The sequence below is a fragment of the Oceanihabitans sediminis genome, assembly GCF_003337215.1.
In the GTDB taxonomy this organism is placed as follows: domain Bacteria; phylum Bacteroidota; class Bacteroidia; order Flavobacteriales; family Flavobacteriaceae; genus Oceanihabitans; species Oceanihabitans sediminis.
In genome coordinates this window covers 105,832-119,405 of sequence record NZ_QPIG01000001.1, presented here as the reverse complement: position 1 = coordinate 119,405, position 13,574 = coordinate 105,832, and the positions used below count along the sequence as shown (strand labels likewise).

General features: G+C 32.3%; 11 protein-coding genes. 5 read left to right on the top strand and 6 right to left on the bottom strand.

The window, feature by feature from the left end:
- Nucleotides 1-208: 208 nt before the first annotated feature.
- The 5 genes from DU428_RS00530 to DU428_RS00510 all read left to right on the top strand — a co-directional run bounded on the left by DU428_RS00530 (nt 209) and on the right by DU428_RS00510 (nt 8,390).
- Nucleotides 209-1,738 (top strand): reverse transcriptase domain-containing protein, encoded by a 1,530-nt coding sequence (locus DU428_RS00530; RefSeq protein WP_113965558.1) that lies wholly within the window; start codon nt 209-211, stop codon nt 1,736-1,738.
- A gap of 80 nt (nt 1,739-1,818) precedes the next feature.
- Nucleotides 1,819-5,310, top strand: coding sequence for a DEAD/DEAH box helicase family protein (locus DU428_RS00525; RefSeq protein ID WP_113965557.1), 3,492 nt, complete (start codon nt 1,819-1,821; stop codon nt 5,308-5,310).
- A gap of 87 nt (nt 5,311-5,397) precedes the next feature.
- Entirely contained in the window at nt 5,398-7,161 is a 1,764-nt protein-coding gene (locus DU428_RS00520; RefSeq protein WP_113965556.1) for a hypothetical protein, read from the top strand.
- A 45-nt stretch (nt 7,162-7,206) separates the two neighbouring features.
- The gene (locus tag DU428_RS00515) at nt 7,207-7,689 is read left to right on the top strand and encodes a hypothetical protein (protein ID WP_113965555.1); all 483 of its coding nucleotides are present in this window, start codon (nt 7,207-7,209) and stop codon (nt 7,687-7,689) included.
- 308 nt (nt 7,690-7,997) lie between these two features.
- Nucleotides 7,998-8,390: a helix-turn-helix domain-containing protein gene (locus DU428_RS00510; RefSeq protein ID WP_113965554.1), complete on the top strand. Its 393-nt coding sequence runs from the start codon at nt 7,998-8,000 to the stop codon at nt 8,388-8,390.
- Between the two features lie 77 nt (nt 8,391-8,467).
- Here DU428_RS00510 and DU428_RS00505 read toward each other — a convergent pair whose 3' ends face one another.
- The 6 genes from DU428_RS00505 to DU428_RS00480 form a co-directional block, all read right to left on the bottom strand.
- Complete coding sequence (locus DU428_RS00505) at nt 8,468-8,713, bottom strand: helix-turn-helix domain-containing protein (RefSeq protein ID WP_113965553.1); 246 nt, start codon at nt 8,711-8,713, stop codon at nt 8,468-8,470.
- 157 nt (nt 8,714-8,870) lie between these two features.
- Nucleotides 8,871-9,236 (bottom strand): HIT family protein, encoded by a 366-nt coding sequence (locus DU428_RS00500; RefSeq protein ID WP_113965552.1) that lies wholly within the window; start codon nt 9,234-9,236, stop codon nt 8,871-8,873.
- A complete protein-coding gene (locus DU428_RS00495; RefSeq protein ID WP_113965551.1) occupies nt 9,236-10,261 on the bottom strand; it encodes an HNH endonuclease domain-containing protein in 1,026 nt (341 codons plus the stop codon). Before DU428_RS00495 ends, DU428_RS00500 begins: the two co-directional genes overlap by 1 nt.
- A 648-nt stretch (nt 10,262-10,909) precedes the next feature.
- Nucleotides 10,910-11,677 (bottom strand): LytR/AlgR family response regulator transcription factor, encoded by a 768-nt coding sequence (locus DU428_RS00490; RefSeq protein ID WP_072348636.1) that lies wholly within the window; start codon nt 11,675-11,677, stop codon nt 10,910-10,912.
- A gap of 2 nt (nt 11,678-11,679) precedes the next feature.
- A complete protein-coding gene (locus DU428_RS00485; protein ID WP_072348638.1) occupies nt 11,680-12,705 on the bottom strand; it encodes a sensor histidine kinase in 1,026 nt (341 codons plus the stop codon).
- A 72-nt stretch (nt 12,706-12,777) separates the two neighbouring features.
- Nucleotides 12,778-13,524 (bottom strand): hypothetical protein, encoded by a 747-nt coding sequence (locus DU428_RS00480; protein WP_113965550.1) that lies wholly within the window; start codon nt 13,522-13,524, stop codon nt 12,778-12,780.
- Between the last annotated feature and the right edge of the window lie 50 nt (nt 13,525-13,574).

Sequence of the window (13,574 nt, the reverse complement as noted above, 5' to 3'; positions counted from 1 at the left end):
TGATAAAACAGCCAGAAATGTGCTTGTTAAGTTGTTTAGTTTAATGTTGTTCATAAGTTGATATGTTATATTAATGACCTCTATCACAATATAAGCAATTATTATACCTGAAAAGTGTAGTGGTAACCACCAGTAATGGTGCAATTGCCGACAGAGCATTGTTCAATCATAAGCCTGCTACTAGCGAATCTCGACCCTTATTTTTATTATGAAGAAAGTAGAAGAACATCCTTGGATAAAATTTAAAAAATATCCACATATAGGTTTTCCTTTAGAGCGTAAAGATATCTCTAAATTGGAAGGCTATATTATGGATGATGCTAAAATAGCTAAACATAGCTTTCTTCCTTTTTTGCATAGAACTATCTTCCAAAGAAAATTTAGAGCCAATACAGAAGGACTATTAAATAAAAGCAAAAAGCGTACAAGAGTCAAAGCTATTAGACCAAAAGCAAGAGAAATATATTTCGCTAGTCATTTTGATGCTCAAATTTATTCTTATTATAGTTACCTGCTTTCTAAAAAATATAATGATTTACTTAAAACTAAGAGTTTCGATAAATCTATAGTAGCCTACAGGAAAGTTGAAATTGAAGGCAAAAAAAACAAACATAAATGCAATATAGATTTTGCTTTAGAAACCTTTCAATTTATAAAGGATAATAATGACAGAGAGCTAACTGTTATAGTTGCAGATGTTACTAAATTCTTTGACAGTTTAGATCATAAAATTCTCAAACAAAAATGGGCAGAAGTCTGGAATGGTTCAAAAACACTACCCAAAGACCATTATAGAGTTTACAAATCTCTTATAGATATGAGATATGTAAATGAAAATTTACTATTTCGGAATTATAAAGACCGTATTTGGATAAAAACAAAAACGGAAAACAACCCTAAAAAAGCAAGAATTAGACAAAAGCCAATTAAACGTAAGCAGTTTTTAAAAGATAATAATGCCATAGCATACTGTGATAAAACGGAGTTTTTAAAAAATAGTTTGCATTTAATTTCAAAAACTACTAAAACAAAAGGGATACCTCAAGGAACAGCACTTAGTGCAACATTGGCTAATATTTATATGTTAGATTTTGACAAAGAAGTTCAAGATTATATAGATAGTGATGCTGTAAAAGGGTTTTATCAACGCTATAGTGATGACTTAATTATAGTGGTGCCAAGAGAACAGCAAGTAGAAGCTATTAAGCGAATACGGTCTTTAGTCAAGGATAAAGCGAAATTAGAAATACATGCAGATAAAACAAAAGTATATCACTTTCAACATGAACAAGGTAAATTTAAGGGTTATGAAATTGATGAAGTAACTGGGGTAAAGAAAAATAAGACTTTAGAGTATTTAGGTTTTGAGTATAATGGACAACGGGCTTTAATTAAAACAGCTGGTTATTCAAAATTTAACCGTTCAATGAAGCGAGCTTTTAAAAGAGCAATCTCTTTAACTATTAACGCTGATACTACCGACGACAAAATCCATAAAAATTCATTATTCAAGCGTTTCACTTACAAAGGTGCTAAAAGAAGACAAATTTTTAATGGTAAGACTAAAACAACGCGTTACGATTGGGGAAACTACCTAAGTTATGTTGAAAAGGCTAATGTATCTTTCAATGAGTTTAATGATGGTAATCAAATTAAAAGGCAATCAAGAAAAAGTTGGGGAAGATTTAATGAGTTAATGTCTGGGGCATTAGAAAAAGTAGCAAGAGTAAAAAGATAGGAGAAAGTTAAATGAAAATCATCACGTTATTCTTTTTAGCAAGATGTAAATATTTACGTACACATTAGTATATTAGTCAGATGAATACAAATTTTCAGTTTTTAGAATCAGAATTTGCAGTCTTTTACGAAAGAGCAAAAAAAGCAGAGCAATTGGTCATTACAGATCCAAGAGCCTCGCTGTTCTATAGCCGTATGGCGCTAGAAGTTGCAGTGAACTGGATGTACACAAACGACAGAGAATTAGAGCTGCCTTATGATAAAGGATTACACAACTTATTAATTCAACAAGAATTTAAAGCCCAATTCAATAACAAGCTCTATAAAGAGTTACACCTAATAAAAAAAATAGGAAATCTTGCGGCTCATAACAAACCAGTAAACGATGTAGACTCCCATAATACAATAGAGTATCTATTTTATTTCGCTAAATGGTTTGCAAAATCCTATGCAAAGGAAACATTTTCAGATTTAGGTATTTTTAATTTTGATTTCATTCCTAAGAAAGGAGATGCTGAATTGTCTAAAATGCAAATTCAGGCGCTTGAAAAGGAACTCGACAAGGAGTTGTCAAATTTTCAAGAGCAATTAAAAACTAAAGAAGAAGAAAGGCAGCAGTTAGCAGAGAAAAACGAACTCTTTAAAAAGCAAATTGAAGACTTACAGGCACAAATTGAAGCCAATAAAGTAGAGGCAAATACACAAGATCAGGTACAGCATCCACGTAACGAGCACGAAACTCGTAAATATATCATCGATGTAAATTTACGCGAAGCCGGTTGGGACTTACGAGGAGTCAACGATAAAGAATACAAGGTGCAGCACATGCCTAAGTCCACAAACAAATCCGGAATAGGTTATGTAGATTATGTTCTTTGGGATGATAATGGCTTGCCATTAGCATTAGTAGAGGCAAAAAAAACACTAGAGAGTGCTACAAAAGGGGAAAATCAAGCGCAATTGTATGCAGACTGCCTAGAGAAAATGCATGGCCAAAGACCTGTAATGTACTATAGTAACGGGTACGAAATATTCTTATGGGACGATCAGTTTTATAAACAAGCAAGGCCAGTACACGGCTTTTATACAAAATCCGAATTACAAACAGTTATTTTTCGTCGTACACATCGCAAAGACATTCGTACAGCTCCAATCGATACTGAAATTGTAGAGCGTACGTATCAAATGCGCGCTATTAAAAGTATAGCCGAGCATTTTTCCGGTAACGACAAAACTAATGGTCAGTTAATAGGAACCAATCGTGGTGCGCTATTAGTTTTAGCAACAGGAACAGGTAAAACTAGAGTGTCTATAGCTTTTTCTAAAGTTATATTAGAATGTAATTGGGCAAAAAGAATACTATTTCTAGCCGATAGAATTAGTTTAGTAGAACAAGCTAAAAGGAGCTTTGTTAAATTCTTACCGCAACACGCAAGTGTTAATCTATTAGAAGATAAAGACAACCCAGATGCTAGAATCGCTTTTTCTACCTATTCAACTATGATGGGCTTAATCGATAGAAATCGAGATGAAGAAGCTCGTTTTTATGGGGTAGGTCATTTCGATTTAATTATTATTGATGAGGCCCATCGTTCGATTTATAAAAAATACCAAGCTATTTTTGACTATTTCGACGCCTTGTTTTTAGGTCTAACAGCAACACCTAAAAACAGTATAGATAAAAACACATATCACATGTTTGGCCTGGCAGATAAAACGCCTACAGATGCCTACACCTTTCAAGAAGCTGTAGAGAATAAACATTTATGTCCATACAAATCAATTGAAGTTCCTACCAAGTTCTTAAGAGAGGGAATAAAATACGAAGAGCTTTCAGAAGAAGAAAAAGAAGAATTTGAAGAAGAGATATTAGATGGGGAAGAAGCTACAGGAAATGAGTGGATTGCGTCTTCAGAATTAAACTCATGGTTATTCAATAAACCTACAGCTATTAAAACATTACAATACCTAATTAAAAATGGGATTAAAAAACGTGGGGGAGATGAATTAGGAAAGACCATCATATTTGCTAAAAACAGAAAACATGCCCAGTTTCTTAAAGACATCTTTATGGAGTTGGACAAAGAGTTATATGGCAATGATTATGTAAAAGTCATCGCCCATCATATACCTAAAGCTAAAGAATTTATCAATCGCTTTTGCGACGAAGAGAAAGAGCGTTTACCTCAAATTGCAATTTCTATTGATATGATGGATACGGGTATTGATGCTCCTAGTTGTGTAAATCTGGTATTCTATAAACCCGTGAAATCATATGCAAAATTCTGGCAGATGATTGGTCGTGGCTCCCGTTTACGCCCAGATCTTTTTGGTCCTGGAAAGGATAAAACACATTTTTTGATTTTCGACCTATGCCAAAACTTTGAGTTCTTTAGCGAAAACCCGGAAGGTATTGAAGCAAGTACACAAAAAAGTTTAACCGAGATATTATTTGGCATCCGATTGCGTCTGGCTGAATATTTAAAAAGCAGTCAATTTAAAGAGGACGAGTCTTTGCAAGCTTTTAAAATAGAGTTGTTAGATGGTTTATTTAGAGATGTAGATGGATTAAATCTTGAACGTTTTGATGTGAAAATGAAGCTGGAAATTGTATACGAATTTGGCAATGGAAATAGAGAGCTTTGGAACCATTTATCTAAACGAGATGTCAAGCGAATTGAAGAGAAATTAGCGCCATTAGTAAAACCTCAAAAAGGAGATTCAGATTTAGCGAGATATTACGATAAGCTTTTATATACATTAATTGCAAAGCGATTAGAAACACCAAATAAGGAGGAGTATATTAATAGTTTTATGTTACCTATTTCTAAAGTCGCAAACACCTCAAAGAAACTTTTAAAGAAAACCACTATTCCAGCAGTAAAAGAAAAGGAGGACATAATTAAAGCTCCTTTAGAGGAAGAGTTTTGGGGGATAGAGGGTATTGTACATTTAGAAAAATTAAGAAAAGCAGTTCGTGAACTTGTCAAATATATAGACCCAGAAGATCAACGTTATGTGACAACAGATTTTGAAGATCATATTCTAGAGGATCAAGTAAAAATAAGTGACTTTATTAGTGAACCTAAAGAAGATACATATACACCTTCTCCGTTTCAAAACAATGTATATCGTCTCGAGCAATTAATTCGCGAAAACGAAAATCATATAACAATAGCTAGAATTAGAAAAGCAGAAACCATTACAAAAGAAGAACTTCAAGCTTTAGAAGCCATGCTTTTTAAAGGTGGTATTGATAAGGAAACTATTGAGAAAGAATTAGGTTCGCAATTCAATTTAGTAAAATTTATTATCTCATTAATGGGGCTTAGTTCAGAGAAAGTAGACCAATCTTTCGCACAATTCATAAACGACTATCAATTAAATGCTGTGCAAATAGAATTTCTAGACACTATAAAGAAATTCTTAACAACAAATGGTAAAATAGAGCCAAGTAAGTTATATGATTCTCCATTTAAAAACTATCATAGTCTGGGTATTGATGGAGTCTTTACCGAGCAGCAAGCCGATATAATTTTTAAAATATTAGAGGACTTTAAAGAAGCTAAATAATAAATAACGTTGTCAGTCATTAAATTGTGCAATTACACTGCATAGTCCTGTTGTATTATTGCAGTATTAATCTTTAATTCTGTTAATATGACTGCTTATCAAAACTTTTGGGACGCTGAGATAGAAACTCTTCTTCAGCAATTAGACGCACCACAAACTCTAGAAGAGAATATTGTAGACACATTAAATAACGCGAAAAGAACCGGTATCTTCCCGAATCAAGTTATTAATGCTCTTCGTATTGGGCTTTCTGTAAAAGAGGGCAACCAGAATATGGCTTTTGTTGCATCTATGCAAAGTGGTAAATCCGGAACAATCTATTTTTTGTGTAATTATGTTTTACCTGTAATAGGAATGATTAAGGAGTACGAGTCGATTCTATTTGTAACTAGTATGCGAGATACAGATTTGTATGACCAAAATTGTCGCGTACTTGAACGCGAATTTTATGACTGCGTCACTGGGGCTATGAAGCCTTCGGTTTTAAAGGTTATGAAAATGAGTGATTTCTTTAATCATCCTAACCCACATAAAGTGGTTAATGAATATGACGTGCAGTTAATTGTACGCGATGAGGATCAGTATGGTTCTGGAATAGAATCCTCTTTTGAGTTAGCCTTTTTTTCAGAATTGAGATGTCGCATTCCTGATATTAAACTTTTAGCTGTTAGTGCAACACCATATGATATTTTGGATGCTCAATTTACAGGTGCGTCTGATGTGGATGTAATTGTTGGTGTCCGACCACCAGAATACTACGGAATTTCTGAAATGTTAGAGGATGATGTAATTGAAGATATACCTCAAGGGTTTAGACCAATACAAGCTCAAGATGTTGATGGCGAAAAGATCTATACTATTCATCCTAAAACGTTAGAATATGTGAATTTTTTAAACACTTTTGACAGTGGGTTAGGTATTATTAGAGAGTCAAATACGTCCAGAGCAATAGAGTTAAGAAGGTTGTTGCGTGAGAGTTATACAAAAGAATGTACCACAATATTGATTGGCTCTGATGCAGATTGTGATTTTAGTATAAATGAGGGGATAAAAGAGCTTTCAGATTTAATACTGAAAAGAGGTCAAAGAGTTGTCTTAATTATTGTGCAAGCGCTTACAGCAGGGAAAGATTTAGGTATTCTTAAAGAGAAAGTGCGTTTTGGTATAGAGCCACGAGATAAACAATTAGCTAATGGTGCTCAGGGAATCACAGGTCGATTTTGCGGATATCATAAAAACCGAAAATTTAAGTTAATGGCAAGCATCGGGCTATTACAGCATTATGCGCAATTTGAACAAGATTGGGAGATTTTTGCGGATGAAGAATGGCGTAATAATCTCTTTAATCAGAATGTGAAAGGCTTAAGCACGCATACCAAGTTTGTGAAAATGCAAGCGGAGGGTTCATTTATACCAGTGAAGGACATAGATACCTTGTCTTATGAACAGATGTTAACAGAGGAAGGACGGGAAACTTTATCGTTTATTGATGATGAGGCGTACCTTCGTTTATTGGATTATTTTGAATCACATTTTTATGATGTTTCTACCAAGGGAATACGCTTTAATCAAAAAGGAGTTACAGTACGTATTGCATCCGGATATAATCAATCCAGCAATCGTGTATATAAAAACTGGAATTGTACGCTAGAGTCAGATTTTGGTAATATTTTTTTCAAAAAGAATCCATATCAATATGGAATCTTAATTAGCAATTATCCAGTAGATGATGAGCGTAATACATTAGGATTTACTGGTGTAAAGATTATTCAGTCTGGTAAGAAAGAGTGGAGAAATCAGATAACTAACGTTCATAATAACTCTATGTACGGTAGTAGCGACGCAGCATAATGTAATGTTTTTTAAATTTATTATTTTTAATATTATATACTTTATATGATTACAAAATTAGAAAATGCCGGACCATTAGTTGACTATTTTACTCCTTCAACTTCAAAAAAGTTTATTGAAGTTGTTGATGATGCATTACGTTCATTGGATCTTATAAAAATCGAAAGCATATTCAGAGAATATCAAATTTATCATCTAGATGAATGTCAAAATTTTATAGGACAATTAAAACATCAGTTTAATTCTTTAAAAAATGATGAGGCTAGAGTTGTTTTATTAGGTAGTTCCAAACCCAGATTAAGCAAATGTATGGGGTGTGAATTTGGTAGCTCTATCAGTGCTTATAGGTATGAATATAGTAAGCGTTATTATGAAAAAGAGTCAAAGGATGCTTATTATGATGTTGTTTACGCTAAAGAATTTGGGGTGTATTTCAATGTGATTAATAATGTTTTAGTAGAACTTAGTGTCTGTAATGCTTTTTTAACTAAAGAAGAGTGTGATGAGTTAAATAAATATGGTTCTTAAACAGTGTTAATCGTCTTATTTGCAAATAAACCTTACATATAAGTAATTTGTATGTTTACCTAGAAAAGAAAGTGACTAAATTTAAAGTTTGTTTATATCTAAAACAATTTAAATTTCCGAGCATACAGGGAGTTACTCTTTTACTACCAATATATACGGAACAGTACCAAACGAGGTTATAATGTCTGTTTGTGGTTGGAAAAAAGAAGGTGTTGTACTACATTAGATTAAGAAGGTTAAGTTTGAGTATTTTTCTGTACTGAACGAAACTAGGGATAAAAAGTAAATAATTAAATTTCAAGAAACTAATGAAAGAAGAAGTAAACGAAAATGATTCAAAAATCTTAAAGAATGTTATTAATGCGCTTGGTTTAAAGCAGCATTCTTTAAGTTTAAAGCTTGGATATAAAAGTCCGGCATCTGTATATCATGTAGTCAATGGAGTGAACTCGTTGTCAAGTGGTATGAAGGAGCGTATAGTTCAAGTGTTCCCCAATGTAAGTATGTCTTATTTGAGTTCAGGAGAAGGCCCGGTTTTACTTACAGGAGAAGACCTTAAAACTCAAATCAATATTTTGAATGTTCAGTCGGATCCGGAAGTAGAGTTTATAAAAAGAATAGCCGATATTCCTAATAGACTTGATAAAATCGAACGTATGCTTAAGGAGCTAATGGAGGATAAAGGAAAAGATTTTAATTAGTTGTCTTTTGATTTGATTTTTGAGCAAAAAAACGCCTTCTATTTCTAGGGGCGTTTTTTGTTTTGATATAGGTCTCATTAAATTTCTTGAGGCTCAAATTTAATGTCAACCTTTAAAGTATGCAGAACCTTCGCTAAAGTTTTTAGCGTCATTCCTTTGCGTTTTCCGTTCTCTATTCTAGAAACCCACTTACTTTTAGAGTTTACTCCAAAGGCCATGTACTCAACTTGCTCTTGACTTATGCCTAGCTCTTTTCTTCTTGAGCGGATTAATCCGGATACTGTTTCCATTAAAAGCTCTTCTACTTCTGAATTATGTGCCATTACTCGTTGTCTTTTAATTATTAAAAATTATGTTAGTATATTCTTTCAATTTCATAAACTTAACAAAAACTATTCTTTCCTTTTAGGTACACTCAATTAATTTTTTGGCGTAAACGAGTCAATGGTCCTTTATTAATAAATAAGGAAATATGTGTTTTTAATAATTTCCTTTACCTTCAACACAATGTCTAACGCCTCCTCTTGGGTTTTCCATGTCGCCAATATATCTTGGAATGACATGGCAATGAAAGTGCATTACAGATTGCCCAGCAGCTTCACCGCAATTCATTCCTATATTATATCCATCAGGGCTATATTTGTTTTCTATTAATTCCTTAGCCTTATCAATTAAAGTTGTTAGTTCCGCTTTTTCATTATCTTCTAATTGAAAATAATCTAATTTTTCCTGATTAGATATTATTAAAATATGGCCTGGTGATACAGGAAAACCATCCTCAATTAAGAAAAAATACTTTCCTTGATATATTTTTCTTTCTTTTTCGATATTGCTAAATACACTCATTAAAAATTTCCTTTTAATTCTATCTCTGGCTTCCACGTTATAATAGCAGAATTTAGAGCAATTTGATATTGTTTATTTAAAAAATCTATTCTTTTCTTTTTTGTGCTTCCTGTTTGATTAATAATAGTTTCAGCTAAAGGATGTTTACTTTCAATATAAAATTCATTTCTATTATATAGTCTCTCTAAGAATCTTCTTTCTGGAATACGGGCAGATTTATTTCTATTTACATTCTTATCGGCCAACACAAGATTCCATACCCCATCAATGTTAGCTCCAAGTTCATTATGAAAGGATTTATTTAAATGAGGAAGGAAATGATCCACATCACATAAATTTTCTGAACCACTTACAACAGATATGTCTTGAAAACTATAAAAACATTTTCCTTTTTGATAACCATTTAATGAATCTCTAACAGAGGTAATATCTGTTCTTCTCATTAAACTGTTTTCTAAAAAGAATAAAGATTTTTCTTCATCATATTTAACCTCAAGAAGTTTGGGGTTAAGGTTTAAGTTCCAGGCTGTTTCAACTAAATTCCATCGAGCTTCTACTTCCTGATCAAAGTTCTGAAAGTGAAAAGACTCCTTTAGCTTCAAGAGATTATCTTTTATTATAATCTCCTTGTTTCCTCCTTTATAATTCTTCTCATAAAACAAATCTGGTATTTGGCCTCCGTTTATATTTTGAAAAGCATCAACTACATTGTTGAAACCTAATTTCTCAGTTTTATGCCACAATTCTTCATCTGTAACTTCTCCTTTTATATGATCTCTGCATACATCTAAAAAACTACTTGATTTTGAGTTACCTTGTTTGTCATTTTGTTTTAGATGTTCAATAATATTTTTTGAAAAGGGTTTTGATAAATCGGACAAAGAAATTTTTGTTGTTTCATTATCTATTAGTTCTAATAGACTTTTTGCAAAAGCAAACTTATAGGTGGCACTATTTTTTCCAAATAAAATTAACGCTCTCCATTGGGACTCTAAGCTAGGGTCATTTATTTGAAATTTTGTCATTTTCACTTTTTGTATAGTTTAGGAGTAGTGCTAAGGAAGATTTTCAGTATAATTATAATGATAAATTTAATTCTTATAAAATTTTTTTGAGATATTTTTTAAGAAGAGTTTTTTTGTTATGATTGATCACTTTTATTTGAGATTGTTTAAATTGAAGTTGTATTTAATATACTTGTGGAGTGAGTTTTAACATACAATTTTAGATAATAATTACTATATTTGAATAGAAAATTATTATAAATCAGAGTACATAACCAGGTACATGATTTAATTTATATAAGGCGTAAATAGCGTAAAATAAGGGTTTTAGTTAAACTCATAACCCGAAGGTCACTGGTTCGAGTCCAGTTCCCGCTACGAAGCTTAAAGCTAATTAATTCAAAGGGTTGTGTATTCACAACCCTTTTTTTTATGTCTTCAGTTTTAAGTTTTATATTGCAGGTACATGATTCAGTACATCTTAATCAGCTATAATTGAATACGAAAAGGCAACACTGCTATGTTAGCTTTCAATATATTGAGGTTTCAATTTTATTTTTTTATATGAATTCTTTAATTTTTTAAAAATTAATTAATCTTTAATCTATCGACTTAGTAAATAACTACTCAATTCTTTTGATCGGTCTGCTATAAATGTAGTCCAATCAATTATTCTTCTAGCCATGCTCTAAATCTTGCCGTGTTAGACTGACTTGTTTTTAAGTAATTATCCTTAGCTTTTAATTTGACAGCGAGTGAGTTTTTGTTATATCGTTCTATCATGACAATATGTGATTTTTGTACCATCTCAGATCGATTGATGCGAAAGAAATCTATAGGATTAAGTTGTTCTTCTATTTCCTTTAAGCTAGTCTCGGTTAGCATGTGTTTATTACCCAAAAAATCGTAAGCAAAAACAACACCTTCTTGAGCTTGAAAGAAACCGATATTCTCTGCTTCTAAAAAGTAAATTCCTTTTTGTGAATTGATGATAAAACGTTTTTTGTACGTCTTTGTATATAAATTGTATTTAAGAAGCTCAGTAAGTTGTAATAAGCTTTGATTTTCAGAAGTAGGCATGTTATTTAATAACATAAATTTATCCCACGCTTTTTGAAAACGGTCTTTAGAAAAGGGTTTTAGCAAATAGCCAATACCATTGCTCTCAAAAGCGTTCATCAAGAATTGATGATAAGCAGTGGTAAATATGATGGGGCAAGTAATTTTAACTTCTTGGTAAATCTCAAAAGCATTTCCATCTAATAATTCAATATCCGAGAAAATTAGATCTACTTGATGCTTATGTAAAAAATCGATACCGGCTTCTATGGTGTCTATTTCGGCTATGATTTCATATGGAGTTTTTACTTCTTCAATAAATCTTTTAAGCTTTTTCCTTGCAGGAATCTCATCTTCAATAATTAGAATTTTAATCATTTTTATGCTTTATAAATTAAGGGAATTGAAACGATAAAACTGGTGCTAGTAGCCTTAACTTTTATGGGTTTTTGGGATAATAATTGGTATTGGGCTTGAAGATTCTGTAAAGCTTTTCCAGACGATCTGTTTATATTTCGTTTTAGATTTACATTATTCTCAACCAAGATGTTTTCCGTTAAAGAGATATGGATAATGATGGGGTTTTCCTGCGTTCCAAGATTGTGTTTTATGGCGTTTTCAATCAATAATTGTAGACTTAAAGGCACAACGTAAGCCTTATTTTTAGTTTCTTCTATATGTAATTGATAAGCACCCCCATATTTATATTCAATAAGTTTAAAGTATTGTTTCGCAAAAGCTATTTCTTCGTGGATATCAACTAATTCCGATTCAGAGGACTGTAGAACATAGCGATATATTTCCGAAAATTCATTTAAAAAGTCAGAGGCTTTATGCTTGTCTTCCTCAATTAATTGATCCAAAACATTTAAATTATTAAACAGAAAATGCGGATTTAATTGTGTCTTTAACTGATTTATTTTACTTTCTGTAATCGCTTGGTTGTAACACACAAGCTTTTGCTGGTACTGCTTGTTTTTATGATAATAGTAATAGGCTAGAAAAAAACTCCCATAGATTATGCCGTCTAAGAAACGCGAAAACAAAGCAAGGCTAAAGGTGTGTTGGTTGAAATTTTGTTCAATTTTCCCCAATACTGCAGCTAGTAAAAAACTCATCAATTCCAAAGAAACTAAATAGGTGAGGAGAGAAGCTCCAAATATTTTTAAAACAAGGCGAGTATCAGGTAGCTCTCTTTTCTGCCACTTCCTGATGAAAAAGTATAGAATAGAAAATAAATAGGCCGAAGTCAATAATGTAACTAAGGCTGCCTCTGGTGTAAAGGTATAGGTGTCTATCTGTCTACTAACGGAGATACGTGTGTAGATGGATTGCACATAAGCAAAGATTAAAATGAACAACAGAAAGTAGCGGTTCTGACTAGTTTTTTGAAGAATATCTTTCATTTAAAAGTTAAAGAAGCAAAATACTAAAATAGTCCTATTGTTGGATAGGACTATTTAAAAAATTAAATTTTTTTAGTTTGATTTTTGAGGAAATGACCCTAATATATTTCCATTTTCGTCGTAGAAATCTAGTTTAGCATTATTTTCTTTGTCAATATAAAACATGGCTCTAGGCATTCCTTGGTCATCAAACAAAAATAAACCATTATTTTCACTTCTAGTTTTCCCGAGCATAACACGTGGAACACTACCAATCAAGCCCTCTTCTTGGTATTGTAAGTATTTTTCTTGCATTTTTTTAGGGTCAGTCGCGCGTAATGTATCTAGTTCTTTGTTTATTTCCATTAGCTTTAGTTGAGATTCTTTGCTCGGACGATCATTAAAAACCAAAGAACTACTCACACTTCTTTTATCTCCTTGCCCAAAATCTTGGGTAAGTAATTGCATTACCTGATCTCCATCGTATTGATCATAAGTTAACGAAAGCCCAGCTGTATGTCCATTTTCTGTCTTTTTTCCATCATAAATGAACCCACCACACTCTATACCATCTTCATTAAAGAATAACATTCCAGAACGTTTTTTCCTATCTTCATTAGTAGGTCGTTGATTGATTCTCTCATTCCCATTCGGAAAACGGTCTACATTGGTGATGATCATTTTTACGCTACCATCTTTTTCATTTATATTGATACGTTCTACATCTATTTCACTGAATCTTTGATTGTCACCTTGGTTAAACGCAGTTGTGCTAGTGAATACAACACCAATCGCTACTATAGAAGCAAACACTCTTAAAAAAACTAATTCTCTGTTCATCTTTTTTTGATTTTAATTATTATATAAGTCAAATGTATCAGCTAGTCTAT

Bases quoted from the DNA above. Each gene is read 5' to 3' on its own strand.
- DU428_RS00530 (WP_113965558.1), top strand. From the start codon at position 209: ATGAAGAAAGTAGAAGAACATCCTTGGATAAAATTTAAAAAATATCCA.
- DU428_RS00525 (WP_113965557.1), top strand. From the start codon at position 1,819: ATGAATACAAATTTTCAGTTTTTAGAATCAGAATTTGCAGTCTTTTAC.
- DU428_RS00520 (WP_113965556.1), top strand. From the start codon at position 5,398: ATGACTGCTTATCAAAACTTTTGGGACGCTGAGATAGAAACTCTTCTT.
- DU428_RS00515 (WP_113965555.1), top strand. From the start codon at position 7,207: ATGATTACAAAATTAGAAAATGCCGGACCATTAGTTGACTATTTTACT.
- DU428_RS00510 (WP_113965554.1), top strand. From the start codon at position 7,998: ATGAAAGAAGAAGTAAACGAAAATGATTCAAAAATCTTAAAGAATGTT.
- DU428_RS00505 (WP_113965553.1), bottom strand. From the start codon at position 8,713: ATGGCACATAATTCAGAAGTAGAAGAGCTTTTAATGGAAACAGTATCC.
- DU428_RS00500 (WP_113965552.1), bottom strand. From the start codon at position 9,236: ATGAGTGTATTTAGCAATATCGAAAAAGAAAGAAAAATATATCAAGGA.
- DU428_RS00495 (WP_113965551.1), bottom strand. From the start codon at position 10,261: ATGACAAAATTTCAAATAAATGACCCTAGCTTAGAGTCCCAATGGAGA.
- DU428_RS00490 (WP_072348636.1), bottom strand. From the start codon at position 11,677: ATGATTAAAATTCTAATTATTGAAGATGAGATTCCTGCAAGGAAAAAG.
- DU428_RS00485 (WP_072348638.1), bottom strand. From the start codon at position 12,705: ATGAAAGATATTCTTCAAAAAACTAGTCAGAACCGCTACTTTCTGTTG.
- DU428_RS00480 (WP_113965550.1), bottom strand. From the start codon at position 13,524: ATGAACAGAGAATTAGTTTTTTTAAGAGTGTTTGCTTCTATAGTAGCG.